The following is a 20,958-nucleotide window of genomic DNA, read 5'->3' as shown; positions in this document are numbered from 1 at the left end:
GGCTTCCTTACTTTCTCGATGGTGATTCCTATCTGTGGGACCGCTCAGCGGCGATGCAGAACCGGGGAACGATCAACCGGAAAACTCTGGGACGCGCAGTGCGCAGAGGACACCTGCAGCGCGGCCTAGGTGATAGCTATTTCACCGGCACCGAAAGCCGAGTCCGATTCTTCCGGTACAACTCGAAACCGAGCATGTGTTGAGCAAGCGCTTGATTCAAACCTAACAGCAGTCGGACGAAAAAAACACGAACAGCGTGAAACCAGTCACAGAGGAATATGTGCGTCGATGCACGCCACAGGGATTGCGCAACTAGGTCGCCCGCGGTCACTGGACCGCGGGCGAAATCAACACTCCAGGCCACAAGGCGTCCGACCTGCCAGACGAGACCAGGAGTGGCCAGTCGGGCCCGGGCCGTCACGCCCTTCGAGGAGCCGAACCTACCGGGGTCCACAGCTGGTCACTAGTGAACAGCCGCCTTGCGCGCATATACGCACAGCGCTGCCAACTACGCGGCCCGTCAGCGAATCGTCATCTGGCCGCCGTCGATGTTCCACGACTGCCCGGTAATCCACCGTCCTTTGTCGCTGGCCAGGAATGCCACAGCAAACGCAATTTCCTGCGGGGTACCGGCCCGGCCCAACGGCACCCGCTCTTCGATCAGCACGCCCCACTGGTCGGCCGTCAGATCGTCCAGACGTGAAGTGGACACGATCCCCGGGCACAGCGCGTTGACCCGAATCTGCTCGCTGCCCAATTCCTTGGCCATCGACGAAGTCAGGGACTGCACCGCAGCCTTCGAGGCGGAGTACGCCGCCGCGTTGGCACCGCTGATCTTTCCGGCAATGGAGGAGATGTTGACGATGGTGCCGCCGCGACCTTGAGCAACGAATTGGCGAGCGAATGCCCTGCTCATCAAGAAGGTCCCGCGCACGTTCACCCGCATCACGAAATCCCAGACGTCCGCCGCCAGGTCCGTGACCGGGACGCGGTCCCCAGCGCGAGCGGCCGCGGCGTTGTTCACGAGGATGTCGGCTCCACCGAACTCCGCGACCACCTTCTCCAGCAACCCATCGACCGCAGCCTCGTCGGAGACGTCCAGTACCGCGGTGAGCGCGCGGACTCCGAGGCCCCGCGCCTCCTCGGCCACCGACTCGATGTCCCGCCATCCGCTGGCCCGTTCCTCGTCCGTGTACCGGTCGGGAGTGCGCCCCGTGCCCGTGAGCACCAGATCGCAGCCCTCGCGCGCAAGTTCCATCGCGATGGAGCGGCCGATGGATCTGATGCGGCCTGCGCCCGAAATCACCGCCACCTTGCCAGCGAGCCCGCTCGCCTGCGCGTTGCCCGTCATAGCCGCTCGATAATCGCTGCGCTGGCCATGGCGCCGCCCGCGCAGACGGCGATCAATCCGAATTGCTGGTCGCGAAGCTCGAGCTCGTCGATTATCGCGGCGATCAACCTGATGCCGGTCGAGCCCACCGGATGGCCCAGCGCGATCGCGCCGCCGTTGACATTGAGCTTGTCCGGGTCCACCGCGTGCATCTGCGCCATCGACATGGGCACCGAGGCAAAAGCCTCGTTGACCTCGACCAGATCCATGTCGGACATGCTCATCCGGGCCCGATCGAGCACCCGCTGGGCAGCTTGCACAGGCCCGTCGAGGAGGAACTCGGGCTCGGCACCGATCAGGCATTGGCTCACCATGCGGGCGCGCGGACGCAGTCCGAGGTCCCGGGCGCGGGACTCGTCCATCAGTATCGCCGCGGTTGCACCATCCGAGATCTGCGAGGCCGTGCCTGCAGTGTGCAGCCCACCGTCGATCACCGGACGCAACGCGGACAGTGCGTCCATGGAGGTTTCCCGCAGGCCTTGGTCGCGATCGATGACAGCGGAACCGTCGGGCCCGGGCACTGTGATCGGAATGATCTGACGATGAAAGCGTTTCTCGCTCCACGCCGCAGCAGCACGCTGCTGCGAACGCAGCCCGAACGAGTCGAGATCCTCACGGGTGAAGGACCGACGGCGCGCGATCCTGTCTGCACCGACGAACTGATTCGGTAGGTCCAGCGTCCAATCGGCCGGCTTCGGCCCGCCGAGACCCTCGGGAATGTTCGACAGCAGTGGCACCCGCGACATCATCTCGACCCCGCACGCCATGCCCACGTCTATTGTGCCCAGCGCGATTTGACCGGCGATAAGGTGCGCTGCCTGCTGCCCCGAACCGCACTGGGAATCGATAGTGGTAGCGCCGGTCTGCTCGGATAACCCGGCATTGAGCCAGGCCGTGCGGGTCACATTGGAGGCCTGCTCACCAGCTTGGGTGACGCAGCCACCGATAGCCTGCTCCACCAGTTCGGATTCGACACCGACGCGTTCCAGCGCCGCACGTTGAACCTGTCCGAGCAGTTGTGCCGCGTGCAAGCTGGACAGCCAACCGCCGCGTTTGCCACTGGGCGATCGGGCAGCATCGACAATTACGGGGGTGCCCATCAGGCCTCCTATCAATGATGAAAGCAGGGGCGCTTGCATCGACGGCGACTGTAACCACAGCGAAGGGCGCGCCATCGTGCGGATCTCGCTGGACGAGACACGGAGCCGCCCGCCGCGCTCGGAGTCTCGTCCGAGCTACTCGTCCAGGACGAGGCAGAAACCACTGAAAAATAGTGTCGCCATGAGCTCGGAGAACTCTGCCAGCGTGTACTGCTTTCGGTCCGGCCAATGAGTGGTCGACCACAGGGTGTCTCGCACGGTCCGGTAGAAGATTTCCGGCGCGATATCGACCCGGAACGCGCCCTCCTCCGTGCCCCGCTTGATTGCCTCGAGCCAGTGCTCGCGGATCCCGCGAGACGCACGGTCGACCGGTTCCAGTAGTTCGTGTTCACGAAGGTAGTTGCGATCGTTCTGGTAAATCGCGGTCGCGTACGGATGCAGCTCTATCACCGTGAGCGTCTCACGAATCAGCCCCCGAATGATCTCGACGGGACTCGACGCTGTCGCCTCGATCAGCTCGAACCTTGCCGCAATATCGCCCATCAAATCAGCGAGTAACTCGGCCACGATCGCGTTCTTCGACTTGAAGTAGTGGTACAGGCTCCCGGAGAAGACTCCAGCCGCCTCACCGATGTCGCGCACCGTGGTTCCCGCGACGCCCTTCCTGGCAAACAACTCCGCCGAGCTATCAAGGATCTGCGCCCTGCGGTCCGGGGTCGTTGTTGTCACGTGATCACTTCTTGTCTGTTGTCGGACACAGTCACACCGATGCCTCGGCGTCATGAATTCTTGGTGCCTGGAGCCAGCGAGATGCGCCCCCAGGAGGCGTACCAGAGCATCTTCACGGCTACGGCCGCAAGAATCCCATGGCTAGGTTATGCACCCCTCGTTAGCCGGCGACGTGGGCTCAGCGTAACCGACTGGACGCGCTGGTATGCCTCGCGGGCCTCTCGCTCAGACCGTAGTTTTCATTTCCGCGAGGCGCTGATACTCTCAAAATCAAGCGCTTGCTCAAGTAGGAATTGCGGAGGGCATCAGTGGAACACTTGGAAAAACAATTCGCCGACTTCATCGGGGTGGAAGCCGAGCCGCCCCGCGTGGCTCGCTATGACGTCAATGCCGCCATGATCCGCAACTGGGCCGAGGCCCATGACGACTTCAACCCGATCTACGTCGACCCTGAGGCTGCGCGCGCAACTGGCCGTAGGGATGTCATCTGTCCACCCGCGATGATCTCCACCTGGGTCATGTCCGGATACCGCCGCTACCGCGAGGTGCAGCGTCTGCGCGCGGAAGGCGCGATCGAGGACTTCGCCTACTCGCGATTGCTCGCCTTGCTCGACGACGCCGGTTTCACCTCGGTGGTAGCCACCAACGTCGAGCAGGAGTACTTCGCAGAGCTGTACCCAGGCGATCACGTGACGGCCTACTTCACTATCGAATCGATCTCGCCGTTCAAAAGGACGGGCCTCGGGCATGGATGCTTCATCACTCTGCTGAAGAACTACGTCAATGATGTCGGCGACACGCTGGTAGAGGAGCGGTTCCGACTGCTCCGGTTCAACCCCAACAGTCAGGAGACCCACTCGTGAGCGAGAGCACCGAACAGGATCGACACACCTCGGTCCCCCGCTTGACCGTGACGCAAGACAACGACTTCTTCTTCACCGCGGCCAAGGAAGGTCGACTGGAAATCCAGCGTTGCGCCGACTGCCAGACGCTGCGCCACCCCCCGGCCCCGGCATGCCCAGCGTGCCGGTCCTTCGAGTGGGACACCGTGGAGTCGACGCGTCAATGCACGCTGCACAGCTTCACAGTGCTACACCACCCGAAGGACCCCGCGTTCGAGTACCCACTGGCCGTCGGGTTGGTGGATCTCGAGGAGGGCACACGGCTGGTTGCCGATATCGCCGGCATCGACCACGACGAACTCGAGTTCGGTATGGAACTCGAGGTCGCGTTCTCCGAGCACGCGCACGGGGAGATCCTGCCGCAGCTGCGCCGCCGCAGCGCAGCCGGTCTCGACGGGGAGGCCCAATCATGAGCATGCCAAAGTGCCAGGTCGGCTACCAGCTGCCCGAGCTCGATCTTCCGCTGAACCGGACGCTGATCGTCGCGGCCGCGATGGCCTCGCAGGACTACGAGGACGTCCACCACGACCCGGGCGCGGCCCAGGGGCGCGGCACCCCCGACATCTTCATGAGCATCAACTCCACGAACGGGTTCATCGACCGGTACATCACCGACTGGTCCGGGCCCGCCTCCCGCATCAAGAAGACTTCCCTGCGCCTGGGCGTGCCGAACTTCCCCGGCGACACCATGACGTTCACCGGCGAGGTCACCGCGGTCGACGGCGACGCAGTGACCGTCAAGGTGATCGGTAGCAACGCGCGGGGCCCCCATGTGACCGCCACGGTGACCGTGGAGCCGACCCCACAACAAGGAGAGAGCACATGACCCGCGGATTCTCAGGCGCCGCCGCCATCGCCGGTATCGGCGCGACCGAGTTCTCCAAGAACTCCGGACGCAGTGAGTGGCAGCTGGCCTGCGAGTCGGTCGTCGCCGCACTCGCGGACGCACAGATCGGAATCGAGGAGGTCGACGGTTTCTCCCTTTTCACCATGGAGAACAACCCCGAGATCGCCGTCGCCCGCGCGCTCGGCATTCCTCAGCTCAAGTTCTTCAGCCGCATCCCGCACGGCGGCGGTGGCGCGTGTGCGCCCGTGCAGCAGGCCGCGCTCGCGGTCGCGACCGGGGTGGCCGACGTCGTCGTGGTGTACCGCGCGATGAACGAACGGTCAGGACACCGATTCGGCCAAGGCCCGCCCGCCTTCGCGTACAACCAGAACACGGACCAGGAGTACCGCAACTGGATCAACCCCTACGGATTGCTCACCCCCGCCCAGCAGGAGGCGTTCCTGGCCAAGCTGTACATGCACAAGTACGGAGCCACCAGCGCGGACTTCGGGGCGATCTCGGTGCTCTCGCGCAAGCACGCAGCCAACAATCCGAAGGCCTGGTTCCACGAGCGGCCGATCACCATCGAGGATCATCAGAACTCGCGCCTGATCGCCGATCCGATCCGGCTGCTCGACTGCTGCCAGGAGTCCGACGGTGGCGTCGCACTGGTCATCGTCAGCGCTGAGCGTGCGCGCGACCTGCCGAACAAGCCCGCCATCATCACCGGCGCAGCGCAGGGCGTGGGCCCGCAGCAGATTTCTATGAGCAGCTACTACCGCGAAGACATCGACTCCATGCCGGAAGTCGACCTCGTCGCCCAGCAGCTGTGGAGCCAGTCCGGCCTCAGCCCCGCCGAGATCGACGCCGCGATCCTCTACGACGCCTTCACTCCGATGGTGCTGCTCCAGCTCGAAGAGTATGGCTTCTGCGGCAAGGGCGAGGCGAAGGACTTCATCGCCGACGGCAACCTCGAACTCGGCGGCCGCCTGCCCATCAACACCAACGGCGGCCAGCTCGGCGAGGGTTATATCCACGGCGTCAACGGCATCGCGGAGGGCGTGCGCCTGATCCGCGGCACATCTGTCAACCAGCCCACCAAGACGTTGGACAACGTACTGGTCACCGGCGGCTCCCCCGTACCCCACAGCGCTCTCGTGCTCTCCGCCGACCGCTAGCACTCCCACCTTCTAGTTTCACGATCAGCCTTTTAGGAGTTTCCCATGACCGACCGCATCACCTACGCCCGCGCAACGCACGGCGAGGAAGAGATCCAGGCAGTTGTCGACGTACTGCGCAGTGGCCACCAGGGCCTGCGCATCGGCAAGAACGTTGCCGAGATGGAGCGACGTATCGCGGAACTCAGCGGCAAGAAGTTCGGCGTGATGGTCAACTCGGGCTCCTCGGGCCTGTATGTCGCCGTCGAACTGCTGGACCTGCCCAAGGGCAGCGAGATCATCACCTCTCCCCTGACCTTCTCCACTGATATCGCGCCTATCGTTCGCGCCGGTATGATCCCCGTCTTCGTGGACGTGGAGCCCAACACGGTCAACATCGACGTCAGCAAGATCGAGGCGATGATCACCGATAAGACCGGTGCCATCCTGTTACCGAATCTCGCCGGCAACTGCCCCGACTGGGACGCGATCCGCGAAATCGCCGATCGCCACGGTCTCAAAATTATCGAGGATTGCTGCGACGCCATCGGCCCGACGCTCCGCGGCACCCCCACCGGCGCCCGCGCCGACATCAGCGTCACCAGCTTCTCGATGGCGCACATCATCACGTGCGCAGGCACCGGCGGCATGGTCCTGGTCGACGACGAGGCCAGCCGTGACAAGGCGCTGCTCCTGCGTCGTTGGGGCCGACGCAGCGAACCGAACCTGTTCGGCAGCGGCAAGGATGTCGGTCGCGTCTTCCGTGAGCAGCTCGACGGTGTCGACTACGACAACGACTTCATTTTCGACGCCGTAATGCCGTGGAATTTCGAGCCCTCCGAGCTGGGGGCCGCGTACGGCGTCGTGCAGCTGGACAAGCTCGCCGACAACTACAAGACCCGCAAGGCAACCTGGGCCGCCTACACCGAGGCCTACAGCGCGTTCCCGAAGTTCTTCACCACGCCCGTCGAGCTCGAAGGCCTGGACACCGCGTGGCTCTGCTATCCGGTGATGATCAACGCCGACGCACCCTTCACCCGTAGCCAGATGCAGGAGGCCATCGAGGCCGACGGCATCGACACCCGCACCGTCTGGAGCGGCAACATCACCCGTCACCCGATGATGAACAACATCGAGTTCCGTCAGCCCCCAGAGGGGTTGCCGGTGGCCGACGAGGTCTTCGCCCGCGGCATGACCTTGGGCATGAGCCACGGTCTCACCGATGAAGAGGTAGTCCGCATCGGTCAGAGCATCCACCGCTTCGCCTCGAAGTTCGAGTAAATGGTGGGCAAGCGATTCGAGGGACGACGCGCGGTCGTCACCGGTGCCAGCCGAGGCATCGGCGCGGGCGTCGCGGAGCGGCTTGCCGCCGAGGGTGCCGACGTGGTTCTCATCGCGCGCACTCTCGGTCCGGGCGGGCGCCTGCCCGGCAGCTTGGAGGAGACCGCCGAACGGCTGCGCCGATACGGCCGCAGGGTCGAGATGATCGTCGTCGACCTGACCGACCCCGAGGAACGCTCGCAGGTGATCGCGAAGGCGGCCGAGTTGCTCGGCGGCCCGATCGACATTCTGGTCAACAACGCGGCAGCGGCGATCTACCAGCCGCTGGCGGACTACCCGCTGCGGCGGCGCCAACTCACGTTCGAAGCGAACGTGCACGCTCCGCTGGACCTGATGCAGGCGGCGACCCCGTCGATGGTCGAGGCCGGCGAGGGCTGGATCGTCAACGTCTCCAGCGCAACGGCCCGCCACCACGAGGGCCCGCCATTCGACCTGGTGCCCCCTGGCACATCGATGGCGGTCTACGGCGCATCCAAAGCCGCCCTGAACCGGATCACGCACGGCTTGGGCGCGGAGCTGTACGGCACGGGCGTGCGGGTCAATACCGTCCAGCCGCGTGCTGCCGTGCTCAGCGAGGGCGCCACCGCATTGGTCGGTGCCACTATCCGTCCAGATCAGGTCGAGGCCATCGAGGAGATGGTCGAGGGGGTTCTCGCGCTCTGCGATTGCGCCGCCGACGTGACGGGGCGAGTGTGCGTGAGCTTGGACCTCATCGACCAGTGGAACCTGACCACCCGCGGGCTGGACGGTAAGTCCTGGGACAACCCCGGACGGAACGTCTCGGATGAGCCTCGACGGAACGTCTTGGACAAAATTGAGGAGCTGTCATGACACCGGTGATCGTCGACCTTGCCAGGACCCCGTTCGGCAAGCGCAACGGTTGGATGTCAACCATTCACTCCGCCGAGCTGCTCGGCTTGGCGCAGCGCGGAGTGCTCGAACGCGCCGGGATCGATCCGGAGATCGTCGAGGAGGTCATCGGCGGTTGCGTCACCCCTCTGGGTGAGCAGTACGGCAATATCGCCCGCACCTCATGGCTGCACGCCGGTCTACCCCCGCATACCGGTGCGACCACAATCGACGCCCAGTGCAGCACCGCGCAGCGCGCTGTGCAGCTGCTGGCTGGTCAAATCGCAGTCGGCGCAACGGATGTGGGCGTCGCCTGCGGAGTAGAGCTGATGACTCGTGCACCGCTGACCGCCAAGGTCGGCACGGGCCTGGGCACGCCGCGGCCCGAATCCTGGTCGGTCGAGTATCCCGACCAGTACACGGGTGCGGACCGCATAGCCCGCAACCGCGGGTTCACACGAGAGGATCTCGACGCGTTCGGTCTGCGCTCGCAGCAGCTCGCGAAGGCGGCATGGGACGCGGGCCGGATCGATGCGCAGATCATCCCCGTCACGGTCCCGAGTCTCGAACCGGGTCAGAAGCCGGTCCGCGTCACCCGCGACCAAGGTCTGCGCGATTCCAACCTGGAGGGGCTGGCACGCCTGCAACCCGTCCTCGATGGTGGCTTGCATACGGCGGGCAGTTCCTCGCAGATCTCCGACGGTGCCAGCGCTGCCCTGCTGATGTCCGCCGCCCGAGCTCGAGACCTCGGTGTGAAACCCAGGGCACGGATTGTTGCCCAGTGCATCATCGGAGGTGATCTGGAGTACTTACTCGACGGCCCGATCGACGCAGGCCGCAAAGTGCTCGAGCGCAGTGGCATGACCATCGCCGATATCGACCTGTTCGAAATCAACGAGGCCTTCGCGTCGGTCCCGATGTCCTTCGCCCAGGTGCACGGCGTGAGCGAGGACCGGCTGAACGTCAACGGGGGCGCGATCGCGGTCGGTCACCCCGCCGGTGCGACTGGCATCCGGCTGCTCGCGACGGCACTCGACGAGCTCGAGCGCCGCGACGCATCCACGGCGATGGTGGCCATCTGTGCCTCCGCGTCGACAACCGCGCTCATTCTCGAGCGGATCTGAGGGGCACATCGTGGCATTAGCACTCGAAGAGGAACATCGGCACCTCGCCGACTCGGTGACGGCTTTCGGCGTGCGCGCCGACGCCATCGCGCACGGCCGCGCGAACACCGCCGGGCTTGCGGCCGGCGAGCGGCCGGACACGTGGGATCAGCTGGTGCAACAGCGCCTGCATGCCATCCACTTACCCGAGCAGAGCGGCGGGGACGGGGCCGGTATCACCGAGTTGGCCGTTGTCGTCGAGCAATTGGGAAAAGCCCTCTATCCGGGACCATTCCTACCGACCGTGATCACCAGCGCCGTCCTCACGCGGGCCCTCGGCCCAGTGGGCGACGCGGGGGCTGCGGTTGGGTTGCTCGAGGAGTTCGCGGGCGGCGCGACGGGCGCGACCGCCTTCGGCTCTGGATTGACCGCTGAACGCACCGACAGCGGCTGGCTCGTGCAGGGTGCGTCCGAGCCCACACTGGGTCTGCCCGGTGCGGAGATCGTGCTGGTCCGCGCACGCGACTCCGACGGTTCGTCGGTATGGTTCCGGCTGGTGTCGGGCGAGACTGCTGCGGTGACCGCCGAGGAAGGCGTCGACCTGACCCGTGCCATCGGGGTACTCACGCTCGACGGGTACGAGGTTGCGCAGGCCGACGTACTGGGTGACATCACTGATGCGGATGCAGAATGGGTGCGTAACACCCTGTTTGCTGCCGAGGCGAGTGGTATCGCGTCGTGGACGCTCTCGACAGCCGTCGACTACGTGAAAACCCGTGAGCAGTTCGGCCAGGCCATCGGCACCTTCCAGGCCGTCCAGCACAAGTCCGCGATGATGCTGGTGCGGGCTGAGGTGGCGTGTGCTGCGGCATGGGATGCCGCCCGCGCACAGGAGCACGATGCCGACCAGCGTGCGCTCGTATCCGCGCAGGCGGTGGTCGCCGCGCTGGCGGCAGGCATCGACAACTCCCTCGAATGTGTGACGCTTCTGGGTGGGGTCGGCTTCACCTGGGAGCACGATGTGCACCTGTATTGGCGTCGCGCGATCAGCCTGGCCACCCTCGCCGGTTCCGATCAGATGTGGGCCAAGCGACTCGGCGAACTCGCGATCACCACGACCCGGGACTTCTCCTTCATCGGAGCGCACACCCTGCCCGCGCTCCGGGCAGAGGTAGCCGCCGTGCTCGACCAACTCGACGCACTGCCCGACGACGCTGTGCGCAGCGAGGGCTGGGCGCCGGAGCGTGGTGGCAGTCGGCGCGCTCTACTCGCTGACGCGGGCCTGGTGGCGCCTCATTACCCGAAGCCGTTCGGTCTCGGCGCAGGCCCGGAACAGCAGGCCGTCATCGCGCAGGAATTCGCGGTGCGCGGGCTGAAGCAGCCGACAACCGTGATCGGTGAGTGGGTCTTGCCCACGATCCTCGAGTACGGCAGCGCTGAGCAGCAGCAGAGGTTCGTTCACTCGACGCTGCGTGGCGAGATCGTCTGGTGTCAGTTGTTTTCCGAACCCGGCGCGGGCTCGGACCTTGCGGGGCTGTCCACCGCTGCCCGCAAAGTCGACGGCGGCTGGATTCTCTCGGGCCAGAAGGTATGGAATTCGATGGCTCACGAGGCCGACTGGGGAGTGTGCCTGGCGCGGACGGATCCGGATGCGCCCAAGCACAAGGGTATTTCGTACTTCCTGGTCGACATGCGCAGCACCGGTGTCGATGTGCGTCCGCTTCGGCAGGCCACCGGGTTCTCCGAGTTCAACGAGGTATTCCTCGACGAAGTCTTCGTGCCCGACGAGTGCCTGGTCTCCGAACCGGGCAAAGGGTGGCGCCTCGCGGTGACAACACTCTCGAACGAGCGACTGAGCATGGGCGGAGCCCTGGACCATGGCTCGAGCAACCGCTTCCGCGATGTCTTGGCGAAGGGCGCGCACAGTTGCTCCCGTGGGGACGCCGTGCGGGCCCTGGGTTACAGCACGAGCCGCGAGCTCGCGTTGTCTGCGCTCAATCTGCGCGGCGTGTTGGCTCGGCTTTCCGGTCAGAGTCCGGGGGCGGAGATCAGCGTCGCCAAGGTCTACAACGCACTCGCCCAGCGCGAGGGCTCGCGGGAACTGCTGCGGCTGCTGGGCCCACAGGCTGCGGTCCTGGATCCGGACGCCGACCACGTGATCGACCACATCGGTCTGCCCGCCGTCCTCTTCGGTGGCGGCACCGTGGAGATCCAGCTCAACGTGATCTCACAACGAGTGCTGGGTTTGCCACGCTGACGACCCACCCTTCATGAACCCCTTGAAAACTCCGTAGAAATTCCTGAACAGGAGACACCTACATGTACTTGGACTTGTCCGACAACTCGAAGGCCCTCCGCGCGGAGCTGCGCGCGTACTTCGCCGAAAACATCAACGAACAGGACCGCCGCGACCTGGTCACACAGACCGAGGGCGGACCCACCTTCGATCGCATTCTGCGCAAGATGGGTGCCGACGGCTGGCTCGGCCTCGGCTGGCCCGAGGAGTTCGGCGGCCGGGGCGAGGACCCCGAGGCGCTCTACGTCTTCTACGACGAGGTCGTGCGCGCGAACGCCCCGCTGTCGCTGGTCACTCTGAACACGGTCGGCCCCGCGCTGATCAAGAACGGCACCCAGCAGCAGAAGGACTTCTTCCTGCCACCGATCCTGGCGGGCGAGCTCATCTTCGCGATCGGCTACACCGAGCCCAACGCGGGCACCGACCTCGCGGCTCTGGAGACCCGGGCGCGCGTCGAGGGCGACGAGCTGGTCATAAACGGCAACAAGATCTACACCAGTGCCGGAGTGTTCGCCGACTGGGTGTGGCTGGCCGTGCGAACCGACCCCGACGCGCCCCGACACAAGGGCATCTCCGTGGTGCTTGTCCCCACCAGCGCACCCGGGTTCTCGGTCACCGAGATCCACACCGTCGGCGGCATCAGCACCTCCGCCACTTACTACGAGGACGTGCGAGTGCCGCTGTCCAACGTGGTAGGTGAGCTGAACCAGGGCTGGGGCCTTATAACCAACCAGCTCAACCACGAGCGGGTGGCACTGGCCGCGCGCGGCGGCATCGCCAACGAGATGTTCGCCGAGGTGCTCGAGTGGGCTAAAGCCGAGCCCGCCGGCGAGGGCGTCGTCTTCGATATCTCGTGGGTGCGCGACAAGATGGCCGAGGTGTACGCGCTGCTCAGCGCTGCGGACCTGATGAACCTGCGCCTCGTTGCGGACGTAGCCTCGAACACCTTGGGCGGCGGCGACTCCGCGGCCGCCAAGATCTTCGGTACCGAGGGCGTCGTCAGCGCCTACGGCATGCTGCAGGAGGTCCTTGGTGCCAAGGGCCTGCTGCGCCCCGGCACCCCGGGCGCGGCCCTCGAGGGCCGCGTCGAGCAGCTCGGCCGGCGTGCGCAGAACAACACCTTCGGCGGCGGCACCAACGAGGTCATGCGGGAGATCGTCGCGGGCAAGACCCTCGGTATGACGATGGGTGCGCGTCGCCGCCCTGACGCCGCCAAGACCGACGCCACCAAGACGACAACGGGAGCGAAGTAACATGGAATTCGAATTCAATGACGAATTGTCCGACGTCCGCGGCCTGGCAGACCAGATCTTCTCCGCCCAGTCCGATGTGACGCACCTGCGGACGGTGGAGCAGAGCGGCGGCCATGACGCCAAGTTGTGGAAGAGCCTTGCGGACTCCGACTTACTGGGCATCGCGTTGCCCGAAGAAGCCGGCGGCGCCGGCCTGGGCATGCTCGGGCTGATGGCCGTGCTGGAGCAGCAGGGTCGCCGCGTGGCGTCCGTGCCCCTCTGGTCTTCGATCGCCGGCGCGGCGCTTCCCATTGCCGAGTTCGGTAGCCCCGAGCAGATCTCGGCCTGGCTGCCGGGTCTGATCGACGGCTCACACATCGTGACCGGCGCGCTCGAGACGGGTTTCGGATACGACGTCCCCGTGCGCGCCGAGGCCGATGGTGAAGGCTGGCGCCTACACGGTGAAATCGCGTCCGTGCCCGCCGCCGATGTGGCCGCCGCGCTGCTGGCGCCGGTCCGACTACCCGACGGCGACGTCGCCGTCGTGCTGGTGCGCACCGACGCCGACGGCCTGGCCCGCACCCCGCTCAGCGTCACCAGCTACGAGAGCAGCGCAGCGGTGAGCTTCGACGGCGTCTCCGTGGCCGCCGGCGACGTTCTTCCCGGCGACGGCGCGCAGATCCTGGCGTGGACGGTCCGCCGCGCACGGGTCGCACTCGCGTCGATCGCCATTGGTGTGTGCTCGGAGGCGCTCGCGCAGACCGCGGCCTACACCTCGCAGCGTGTCCAGTTCGGTCGTCCGCTTTCGACGAACCAGGCCGTCGCCGTGCGCGCCGCTGATGCTTATCTCGACACCGAGAGCATCCGGCTCACGACCCAGCGCGCCGCCTGGCTGATGGACCTCGGCAAGGAGGACGAGGCGGAGGCCGCGGCTCTCGTCGCGAAGTACTGGGCCTCGAAGGGCGGCCTGCGCGCCGTCCACGCCACCCAGCACCTGCATGGCGGCATGGGCGCGGACATCAGCTACCCAATCCACCGCTACTTCCTGTGGGGCCGGCAGATCGCGTTCAGCCTCGGCAGCGCGGGCGCCATCGGCACTGAGCTGGGCGACGCGTTGGAGAAGGGCGCGTCGATCGGCTCGCCTGAGTGACCAGGCCCGAGAACCTCGCGGTGCGCGTGCTGCGCGCACCGCGGGGCCTCCCCCAGCCGGGGGATTTTCTCGTCGAGCCAGTGGAGATGAGCACACCCCGGGACGGCGACGTCGTCTTCCGGGCGTGCTATCTCTCTATCGACCCAAGCGCGCGCCGCCGGCTACCCGCCGCAGACTCCGGGCCTGGCCCCCTCGGCCAGGTCGCTCGGGTCGGCGATGTCGTGCTCGCCGGCGTAGTGCCGCCGCGCAGCGGGCTCGACGGCGCCCTGGTCGGAGAGGTCGTAGAGTCGCGCGACCCGCGATTCCGGCCTGGCGACCTGGTGCGCGGCGGCAACTCTTGGCAGACGTACCACACCGTGGCCGGCGACCTGCTGGACAAGCTGACCCCCGGCCCCGGCTTCCGGCTGGCTGCCGAGCTCGGCGTATTGGGGCGGCCGGGATTCGTGGCCTACTGCGGACTGAAGTTCGCCGCCACCGTCCAGCCCGGCTCCACGGTGCTCGTCTCCGCGGCCGGCGGCGCCGTCGGCATGGTGGCCGGCCAGCTGGCCGCGCTTGCTGGCGCCCGTGTCGTGGGCATCGCCAGCGGGGACAAGCCCGGCTATGTGGTGCGCGAACTCGGCTACGCGGACTGCGTCGACCGGTCCGCCGAGACCATCACGGAAGGCCTCGACCGAGCGTGCCCCGACGGCATCGACCTGTACTTCGACAATGTCGGCGGCCCCGCCTTCGACCCCGTCTTCGAGCGCCTCAACGACTTCGGCCAGGTCGTGATCTGCGGCATGGCCAGCGAGTACAACGCCGCGGAGGCAGAGCACGGTCCCGCGCTGCGGCCCGTACTGCGCAAGCGCCTGCGAATTCAGGGATTCGTGGTGCAGGACCACTACGACGAATACCCGGTCTACCGCGAGCTGGCCCTCGGCCACATCGCAGCGGGCCGGCTGCGGTATCGCGAGGATGTGATCGCCGGCATCGAGAACGCCCCACGTGCCCTCGCGGACGTCCTGACGGGCCGCAACCAGGGCAAGCAGCTGATCCAGGTCGGCGCCCTCCCCGACGCGCTGCGCAGTCGACACAGCTTCTAGAGATATCTGTTCACCAACCCCCGAGAGATAGGTGTGCACATCGTGACAACTCAGGATCACAAGCCGGGCCTCGCGCTGGTCAGCGGCGCCAGCCGCGGGATCGGCCGGGCCATCGCGCGGCGCTTCGCGGCCGAGGGCATCGCCGTGGCCGCTGTCTCCCGCACCCTGCGGGCGGGCGACGGCGCGCTGCAGGGCTCACTCGAGGAGACAGTGGAGTTGATCACCGCCAGCGGCGGCAGTGCCGCCGCTTTCGCCGTCGACCTCGGCAACCCGAACCTGGACCGCATCGCCCTGATCGCGGAGATCGAGGACAGGTTCGGCCGTCGGGTGGACGCCCTGGTCAACAACGTGGCCGCGGCCCGCCGCTACGACACGCTGTTCGCCGATATGTCGCGCGAGTGGTTCCAGGACTCCGTCGAGACCAACCTGTGGAACACCTGGGACCTGATGAAGGCCGTGATCCCCGGCATGCGCGAGAGCGGAGCCGGCTGGGTCGTCAACATCTCCTCGCGCCAGGCCGGCCCCCGCGTCGGGCCGCCCTTCGCCTTCCACCCGCTGGCAGGCTCCGTGCTCTACGGCGGCACCAAGGCCATGCTCGACCGCATCAGCACCGGCTCCGCGATGGAGCTCTACGAGGACAACATCGCGGTGAGCTCGCTCGCCCCCAACCGCGGCGTCGCCACCGAGCACGCCGCCGGCGCGGTGCCGGGCTGGCCCTCCGAGCCCGAGGACACCATGGCCGAGGCCGCGCTGCTGCTCGCCAGCGAGAACCTGGACAAGGTCACTGGCCGCGTCGCATACAGCCTCCCGCTGCTCAAGGAGTTCGGCCGCCCGGTCCAGGCCGTCGATGGCTCGGGCCTGCTCGAGGGCTGGCAGCCCGCGGACCTCGACGACGAGGGATTCCTGCTGCCCTACCTGAACTTCAACCCCCCAGGTTCCGTCCCCGAGGGCCTGCTCGAGAAGGACTAGCAGCGAGCTGACCCTAGCCCCAGAAAATTTGTTCAATCCTGGTGCCGCCCCATCCCTGGCGGCGAGCGCCACAATCATCTTGGAGAGTGCACGTTGGAAACATTCACCGAAATCGTCCGGCTTCGCGCCGAGGACGACAAGGTCGGGCTCCGGTTCGAGGACCAGTCGTGGACATGGCGCGAGGTCGTCCAGGAAGGCGCCGACCGCGCAGCAGCCCTCGTGGGTCTCGTCTCGCCCGCGCCGGCCGACCGCCAAATCCACATCGGCGTGCTCCTGGAGAACGTGCCGGACTTCGTCTTCTGGCTCGCCGCGGGCCCGCTCGCCGGTGCGGCCGTCGTCGGCATCAACGCCAGCCGCAGCGGGCCCGAGTTGGCGCACGACATCCAGCACGCCGACGTCGACATCATCATCACCGAGGACAAGCTCGCGCACCTGGTGGAGGGCACCGGCCATGGGGTGCCACCGGAGCTGGTCCTCAATGTCGACCAGCCGTCCTACCTGGAAACGCTGGCCCCGTACCGGGGCGCAGGCCTGCCCGAATCCATCACGACGCCAGATCAGCTGGCATTGCTCCTGTTCAGTTCGGGCTCGACCGGCGCACCCAAAGCTGTCATCGTCGGCCAGGGCCGACTGGGCCGGCTGGCCGAGGTACTCGTCGACCGGGTGTCGATGCGCAGGGATTCGGTCACCTACTTGTCCATGCCGCTTTTCCACGGCAACGCCGTGATGATGAACCTAGCCGTCGCCATGCGAGTCGGTGCGACGGTGGGCATGACCAGAAAGTTCTCCGCCAGCAGGTTCGCCGACGATATCCACCGCTTCGGGGCGACCTACGTCAACTATGTCGGTCGGGCACTGTCCTACGTCCTCAGCCAGCCGGAGAATCCCCGCGACCGGACGGGCACCCTCGAGCTTGCCTTCGGCACCGAGGCCTCGGAAGCTGATGTCGCACGCTTCACCGAGCGGTTCGGTTGCGAGGTCATGGAGGGCTACGGGCTCAGCGAAGGAGTGTTCCGCCTTGGTCGCACCCCCGATTCCCCGGCCTATTCTTTGGGTAGGCCTCAGGGCGACCTCGATATCCGGGTGCTCGATGAGCAGACCGGGGAGGAGTGCCCGCGGGCGGAGTTCGACAAGAGCGGCCGGCTCACCAATCCCGCGGCGGTAGGCCAGATGGTCGCCGTTGGCCTTGCCCACACGTTCGAGGGCTACTACAAAAACCCCGAGGCGATGAGCGACCGCGTCCGCGGCGAGGATTTCTGGTCCGGCGACCTGGGCTACCGAGACGCGGCGGGGTTTTTCTATTTCGCCGGACGGTCCTCGGATTGGCTACGGGTCGATAGCGAGAACTTCTCCGCGGCACCGGTGGAGCGAGTTCTCCAGCGCGTCCCTGGTGTTGCTGCGGCACCCGTATTCGCGGTGCCCGACCCCAGCACGGGTGATCAAGTGATGTGCGCAGTGGAGATGGCCGCGGGCGAGCAGTTCGATGCCGCGGACTTCGGAGCGTTTCTCGCAGAGCAGCCGGAGATGGGTGTCAAGTGGTGGCCCACCTATGTGCGGGTGATCGACCAGATCCCGTTGACCGGTAGCGGCAAGGTCAACAAGGCACCGCTTCGCAGTGCCGCGTGGAACACCCACGACCCCGTCTACATCCGGGTCGGCAAGACCAGCTCCTACGGCAAACTCGATGACGTCAAGCGGGCAGCGATCGAGGCCGATTTCCTCAGCCACGGCCGCGCCGCGCTCTTGCCTGCCCACCTACCCGAAGCCACACCAGCAACGAACTGACACAGTCCTAGTTCAGAGGGTTCATCGTCGGACCACTCCCCCCTCGACAAGCGAACCCGACAAACAGCACTGGCCGCCCAGTGGCCTCGAATCGTTGAAAATCCAAGGAGACTGATGAAGGTACTGATTATCGGTGGTACCGGCATGATCGGCACCGCCACCGCCACATACCTGCGCGAGCAGGGCGACGACGTGACAGTGGCCGCCCGCAACGAGCCGGCGCCGGGCACGGTCGCCAACGAGTTCCCCGTCCTGCTCGGCGACTACAGCGAGGGAGGTTTCAACACCTCGGACCTGGCTCCGTTCGAGGGAATCGTCTTCGCCGCGGGCAACGACATCCGACACATCCCCGCAGACACCGACCGGGCCGAGTTCTGGGAGAAGATGCAGATCGGTGGCGTGCCGCGGTTCGCCGCGCTGGCCAAGGAGGCGGGCGTCCCGAACTTCGTCCAACTCGGAAGCTACTACCACCAGGTCCTGCCGGAGCTGGTCGAGACCGACGACTACGTCCGCGCCCGCGCGCTGGCCGATGAGCGCGCTCGAGCTCTCGGCGACGACCAGTTCACCGTCTCCACCCTCAACGCGCCCAACATCCTCGGCGTAACCCCCGGCCCCTCGATGGCACGCATCGGCCGATTCCTCGATTGGGCCGACGGCAAAAAGCCGGAGATCCCGAACTTCACCCCCGCGGGCGGCACCAACTACATGTCGGTGCGCTCACTCGCCGAGGCGGTCGGGGGTGCGCTGCGCAACGCCGAGACCGGCACGGCGTATCTGCTGGGCGACGCGAACCTCGCCTTCCGCGAGTACTTCCAGATGATTTTCGACGCGGCGGGCAGCACCATCACGCTCGTCGCGCGCGATGAGGAGCACCCGATGCTCCCCGACGCGTTCATCGTGCAGGGCCGCGGCAACACGATCTCCTACGAGACGGATCCGGCCCAGACCGCGGCACTGGGCTACACCCAGGGCGACGCGCCCCGCGCGATCGCAGAGATGGTCGCCCAGACCCGCGCCGGCCTGGCATGACCGACACCGACGCGCTGCTCGGGCAGCTGCTCATCGGCAAGTCGGCCATCGTCACCGGCGGGGCACAGGGAATCGGGGCCGCAATCAGCCGGCTGTTCGCAGCGCACGGGGCTGCGGTGGTGGTGGTCGACAACGATGTGGCGGCTGCCGCATTGGCCCGCGAGGTGCCGGCCATCACGGCCGTCATCGCGGACGCCACCGACCCGGCCGTGGCGCTCGATCTCGCCGCGCATCAGCCGGACATCCTCGTCAACAACGTCGGCCACTTCCTGCGGCCCCCGATCACCTTCGTCGAGGCCGACCCCAGCGAGTGGGTCCAACTCGGAGAGATCAACCTCGGCCACGCCATGCGCGCTACGCACGCGGTACTGCCGGGCATGATCGAGCGTGAACGAGGCGGGTCCATAATCAACCTGACCACCGTCGAAGCACACCGCGGTATCCCCGGCCACACCGTGTACGCCACCTACAAGGCGGCGCTGCGGCACTTCACACGCAGCCTCGCACTGGAGGTGGGTCCTCATGGCATCCGGGTCAACAACATTGCGCCCGACCTCATCGAAACCCCGCAGGTGCCCTACACGAATTTGGTCGCCGAACAGGATCGGCACCGCTGGCCCCGGTGGGCCCCACTGGGCGGCCCGGGTACCCCGCACGACGTAGCGGGGCCGGCGCTGTTTCTGGCCTCGGAGATGTCCCGGTACGTCACCGGCACCACCTTGCACGTCGATGGAGGCAGCGATGCCGCTGGTGGGTGGTTCGCGCGGCCGAACGGGACATGGACCAATCGACCCCTGAATCCCTGAACCCAGGAGCTGGTTCCGTCGACGGCAGCGGCGAGAGTCGTTCGCTGTTCGCGTAGCAATTGCCAACGTGAGAGTCCACCCGATCGACCCATCACCACCAACCACGATGGTGATGGGTCGATCAACTCTTGCTGCAAGTCGCTTCGAGGTGGCGGATACTGCCTGCCGAAAGGCCGACTGCGCTGGTCGCCCGTGCTACTGGCCCCCTGCGATCGCTCCAGTGGTATCCAGCGCGTTGATGCTGGTCGCCGCGTAGCTCTGTCCCTCCGGAAGATCCTCTATGTACGGGACGACTTGCTCTGCCAATTCAGCCACCGAGAAACTCCCGTTCGCAGCCACGAACTTCTCCTGTACGACAGGTGGCGCCATGAGCGCGACCATGTCGCCGTAGACGATGAAGACCTGGCCGTTGACCTTCTCCGCGGCCGGGGCGGCGAGGAACGAGACGCACGTGGCGACCCGCTCGGGGGCCATGATGTCCAGACCGTCGCGTTCCGTGCCCTCGCCGAAGACTGCGGCCGTCATCTCGGTGCGAGCGCGCGGGCAAATCGCGTTCGCCGTCACCCCGTAGCGCGATAGCCCACGGGCGGTCGACAGCGTCAACGCAACGATGCCAGCCTTGGCCGCAGCGTAGTTGGCTTGGCCGGCCCCACCCAAAAGGAACGCCTCCGACGCAGTGTTGATCACACGGCCGTACACCGGTCCGCCGATCGCCTTCGAGGCTGATCGCCAGTGCACAGCTGCGGCGCGGGAAACCGAAGCATGTCCCTTCAAGTGGACGGCGATCACATCGTCCCACTGCTTCTCGGTCATGTTGAACAGCATCGTGTCGCGCGTAATGCCAGCATTGTTGACCACGATGTCCAGGCTGCCGAAGTTCGTTACCGCGGCCTCGACGAGTCGCTCTCCGAGTGACCAATCACTGACGTCGCCGAGCACAGCGACGGCCCGACCGCCCGATGTCTCGATCTCGCGCGCTACAGCTTCGCCCGCTGGGCCGACGTCATTGACCACGACGCTTGCACCCAGTGCTGCCAGGCCCAATGCCTCGGCCCGGCCGAGGCCCGAACCTGCCCCGGTAATGATGGCAGAGCGGCCTGAAAGATCGATGTTCTGCATGCTTTGTCCTCTTGCTGGTAATGGACCATTGGTCTCGGAGCCACTTATGTCTTACGGCCAACCGCAACGTGGGGCCTAGCGTCTACGCGACCC

At 66.3% G+C, this 20,958-nt stretch carries 19 protein-coding genes; 15 read left to right on the top strand and 4 right to left on the bottom strand.

Annotated features, from left to right (window positions below; translation table 11 throughout):
• Positions 1 to 520: 520 nt before the first annotated feature.
• From ABIB36_RS14955 to ABIB36_RS14945, 3 genes are all read right to left on the bottom strand, one after another.
• Positions 521 to 1,351 (bottom strand): SDR family NAD(P)-dependent oxidoreductase, encoded by an 831-nt coding sequence (locus ABIB36_RS14955; RefSeq protein WP_084346571.1) that lies wholly within the window; start codon positions 1,349 to 1,351, stop codon positions 521 to 523.
• Positions 1,348 to 2,490 carry a steroid 3-ketoacyl-CoA thiolase gene (locus tag ABIB36_RS14950; RefSeq protein WP_084346572.1) on the bottom strand — a complete coding sequence of 381 codons (1,143 nt, stop codon included), beginning with the start codon at positions 2,488 to 2,490 and terminating at the stop codon, positions 1,348 to 1,350. The genes ABIB36_RS14955 and ABIB36_RS14950 overlap by 4 nt, the downstream gene beginning before the upstream one ends.
• A gap of 135 nt (positions 2,491 to 2,625) precedes the next feature.
• Positions 2,626 to 3,219 (bottom strand): TetR/AcrR family transcriptional regulator, encoded by a 594-nt coding sequence (locus ABIB36_RS14945; protein WP_256895568.1) that lies wholly within the window; start codon positions 3,217 to 3,219, stop codon positions 2,626 to 2,628.
• 308 nt (positions 3,220 to 3,527) lie between these two features.
• Between ABIB36_RS14945 and ABIB36_RS14940 the strand changes: the two genes are divergently transcribed.
• The 15 genes from ABIB36_RS14940 (at position 3,528) to ABIB36_RS14870 (ending at position 19,746) form a co-directional block, all read left to right on the top strand.
• A complete protein-coding gene (locus tag ABIB36_RS14940) occupies positions 3,528 to 4,082 on the top strand; it encodes an FAS1-like dehydratase domain-containing protein (protein ID WP_084346574.1) in 555 nt (184 codons plus the stop codon).
• The gene (locus ABIB36_RS14935) at positions 4,079 to 4,534 is read left to right on the top strand and encodes a Zn-ribbon domain-containing OB-fold protein (protein WP_084346575.1); all 456 of its coding nucleotides are present in this window, start codon (positions 4,079 to 4,081) and stop codon (positions 4,532 to 4,534) included. Before ABIB36_RS14940 ends, ABIB36_RS14935 begins: the two co-directional genes overlap by 4 nt.
• Entirely contained in the window at positions 4,531 to 4,947 is a 417-nt protein-coding gene (locus tag ABIB36_RS14930) for a hotdog family protein (RefSeq protein WP_084346576.1), read from the top strand. Before ABIB36_RS14935 ends, ABIB36_RS14930 begins: the two co-directional genes overlap by 4 nt.
• Positions 4,944 to 6,125 (top strand): lipid-transfer protein, encoded by a 1,182-nt coding sequence (locus tag ABIB36_RS14925; protein ID WP_084346577.1) that lies wholly within the window; start codon positions 4,944 to 4,946, stop codon positions 6,123 to 6,125. Before ABIB36_RS14930 ends, ABIB36_RS14925 begins: the two co-directional genes overlap by 4 nt.
• 45 nt (positions 6,126 to 6,170) lie before the next feature.
• Entirely contained in the window at positions 6,171 to 7,385 is a 1,215-nt protein-coding gene (locus ABIB36_RS14920; protein WP_084346578.1) for a DegT/DnrJ/EryC1/StrS family aminotransferase, read from the top strand.
• The gene (locus ABIB36_RS14915) at positions 7,386 to 8,276 is read left to right on the top strand and encodes an SDR family NAD(P)-dependent oxidoreductase (RefSeq protein WP_084346579.1); all 891 of its coding nucleotides are present in this window, start codon (positions 7,386 to 7,388) and stop codon (positions 8,274 to 8,276) included.
• Positions 8,273 to 9,418, top strand: coding sequence for a steroid 3-ketoacyl-CoA thiolase (locus ABIB36_RS14910; RefSeq protein WP_084346580.1), 1,146 nt, complete (start codon positions 8,273 to 8,275; stop codon positions 9,416 to 9,418). Before ABIB36_RS14915 ends, ABIB36_RS14910 begins: the two co-directional genes overlap by 4 nt.
• Before the next feature lie 10 nt (positions 9,419 to 9,428).
• A complete protein-coding gene (locus tag ABIB36_RS14905) occupies positions 9,429 to 11,654 on the top strand; it encodes an acyl-CoA dehydrogenase family protein (protein WP_084346581.1) in 2,226 nt (741 codons plus the stop codon).
• A 62-nt stretch (positions 11,655 to 11,716) separates the two neighbouring features.
• Positions 11,717 to 12,946 (top strand): acyl-CoA dehydrogenase family protein, encoded by a 1,230-nt coding sequence (locus ABIB36_RS14900; RefSeq protein ID WP_084346582.1) that lies wholly within the window; start codon positions 11,717 to 11,719, stop codon positions 12,944 to 12,946.
• A gap of 1 nt (position 12,947) precedes the next feature.
• Positions 12,948 to 14,075 (top strand): acyl-CoA dehydrogenase family protein, encoded by a 1,128-nt coding sequence (locus ABIB36_RS14895; RefSeq protein WP_354562146.1) that lies wholly within the window; start codon positions 12,948 to 12,950, stop codon positions 14,073 to 14,075.
• Complete coding sequence (locus tag ABIB36_RS14890; protein WP_084346584.1) at positions 14,072 to 15,157, top strand: MDR family NADP-dependent oxidoreductase; 1,086 nt, start codon at positions 14,072 to 14,074, stop codon at positions 15,155 to 15,157. Before ABIB36_RS14895 ends, ABIB36_RS14890 begins: the two co-directional genes overlap by 4 nt.
• Positions 15,158 to 15,199: 42 nt before the next feature.
• Positions 15,200 to 16,126, top strand: a complete 927-nt coding sequence (locus ABIB36_RS14885) for an SDR family NAD(P)-dependent oxidoreductase (RefSeq protein WP_354562144.1) — start codon at positions 15,200 to 15,202, stop codon at positions 16,124 to 16,126.
• A gap of 93 nt (positions 16,127 to 16,219) precedes the next feature.
• The gene (locus ABIB36_RS14880; protein WP_354562142.1) at positions 16,220 to 17,911 is read left to right on the top strand and encodes an AMP-binding protein; all 1,692 of its coding nucleotides are present in this window, start codon (positions 16,220 to 16,222) and stop codon (positions 17,909 to 17,911) included.
• 114 nt (positions 17,912 to 18,025) lie between these two features.
• Positions 18,026 to 18,940, top strand: coding sequence for an NAD-dependent epimerase/dehydratase family protein (locus ABIB36_RS14875; RefSeq protein WP_084346586.1), 915 nt, complete (start codon positions 18,026 to 18,028; stop codon positions 18,938 to 18,940).
• Positions 18,937 to 19,746 carry an SDR family NAD(P)-dependent oxidoreductase gene (locus tag ABIB36_RS14870; RefSeq protein ID WP_354562139.1) on the top strand — a complete coding sequence of 270 codons (810 nt, stop codon included), beginning with the start codon at positions 18,937 to 18,939 and terminating at the stop codon, positions 19,744 to 19,746. The genes ABIB36_RS14875 and ABIB36_RS14870 overlap by 4 nt, the downstream gene beginning before the upstream one ends.
• 195 nt (positions 19,747 to 19,941) lie before the next feature.
• On the opposite strand, the gene ABIB36_RS14865 is transcribed toward ABIB36_RS14870, so the two are convergent.
• Complete coding sequence (locus ABIB36_RS14865) at positions 19,942 to 20,865, bottom strand: 3-oxoacyl-ACP reductase (protein ID WP_084346588.1); 924 nt, start codon at positions 20,863 to 20,865, stop codon at positions 19,942 to 19,944.
• Between the last annotated feature and the right edge of the window lie 93 nt (positions 20,866 to 20,958).

It is taken from the genome of Rhodococcus sp. UYP9 (assembly GCF_040547235.1).
Taxonomy (GTDB): domain Bacteria; phylum Actinomycetota; class Actinomycetes; order Mycobacteriales; family Mycobacteriaceae; genus Rhodococcoides.
Note: the sequence above shows the minus strand (reverse complement) of the source record. Positions and strands in the feature narration are given on the sequence as shown.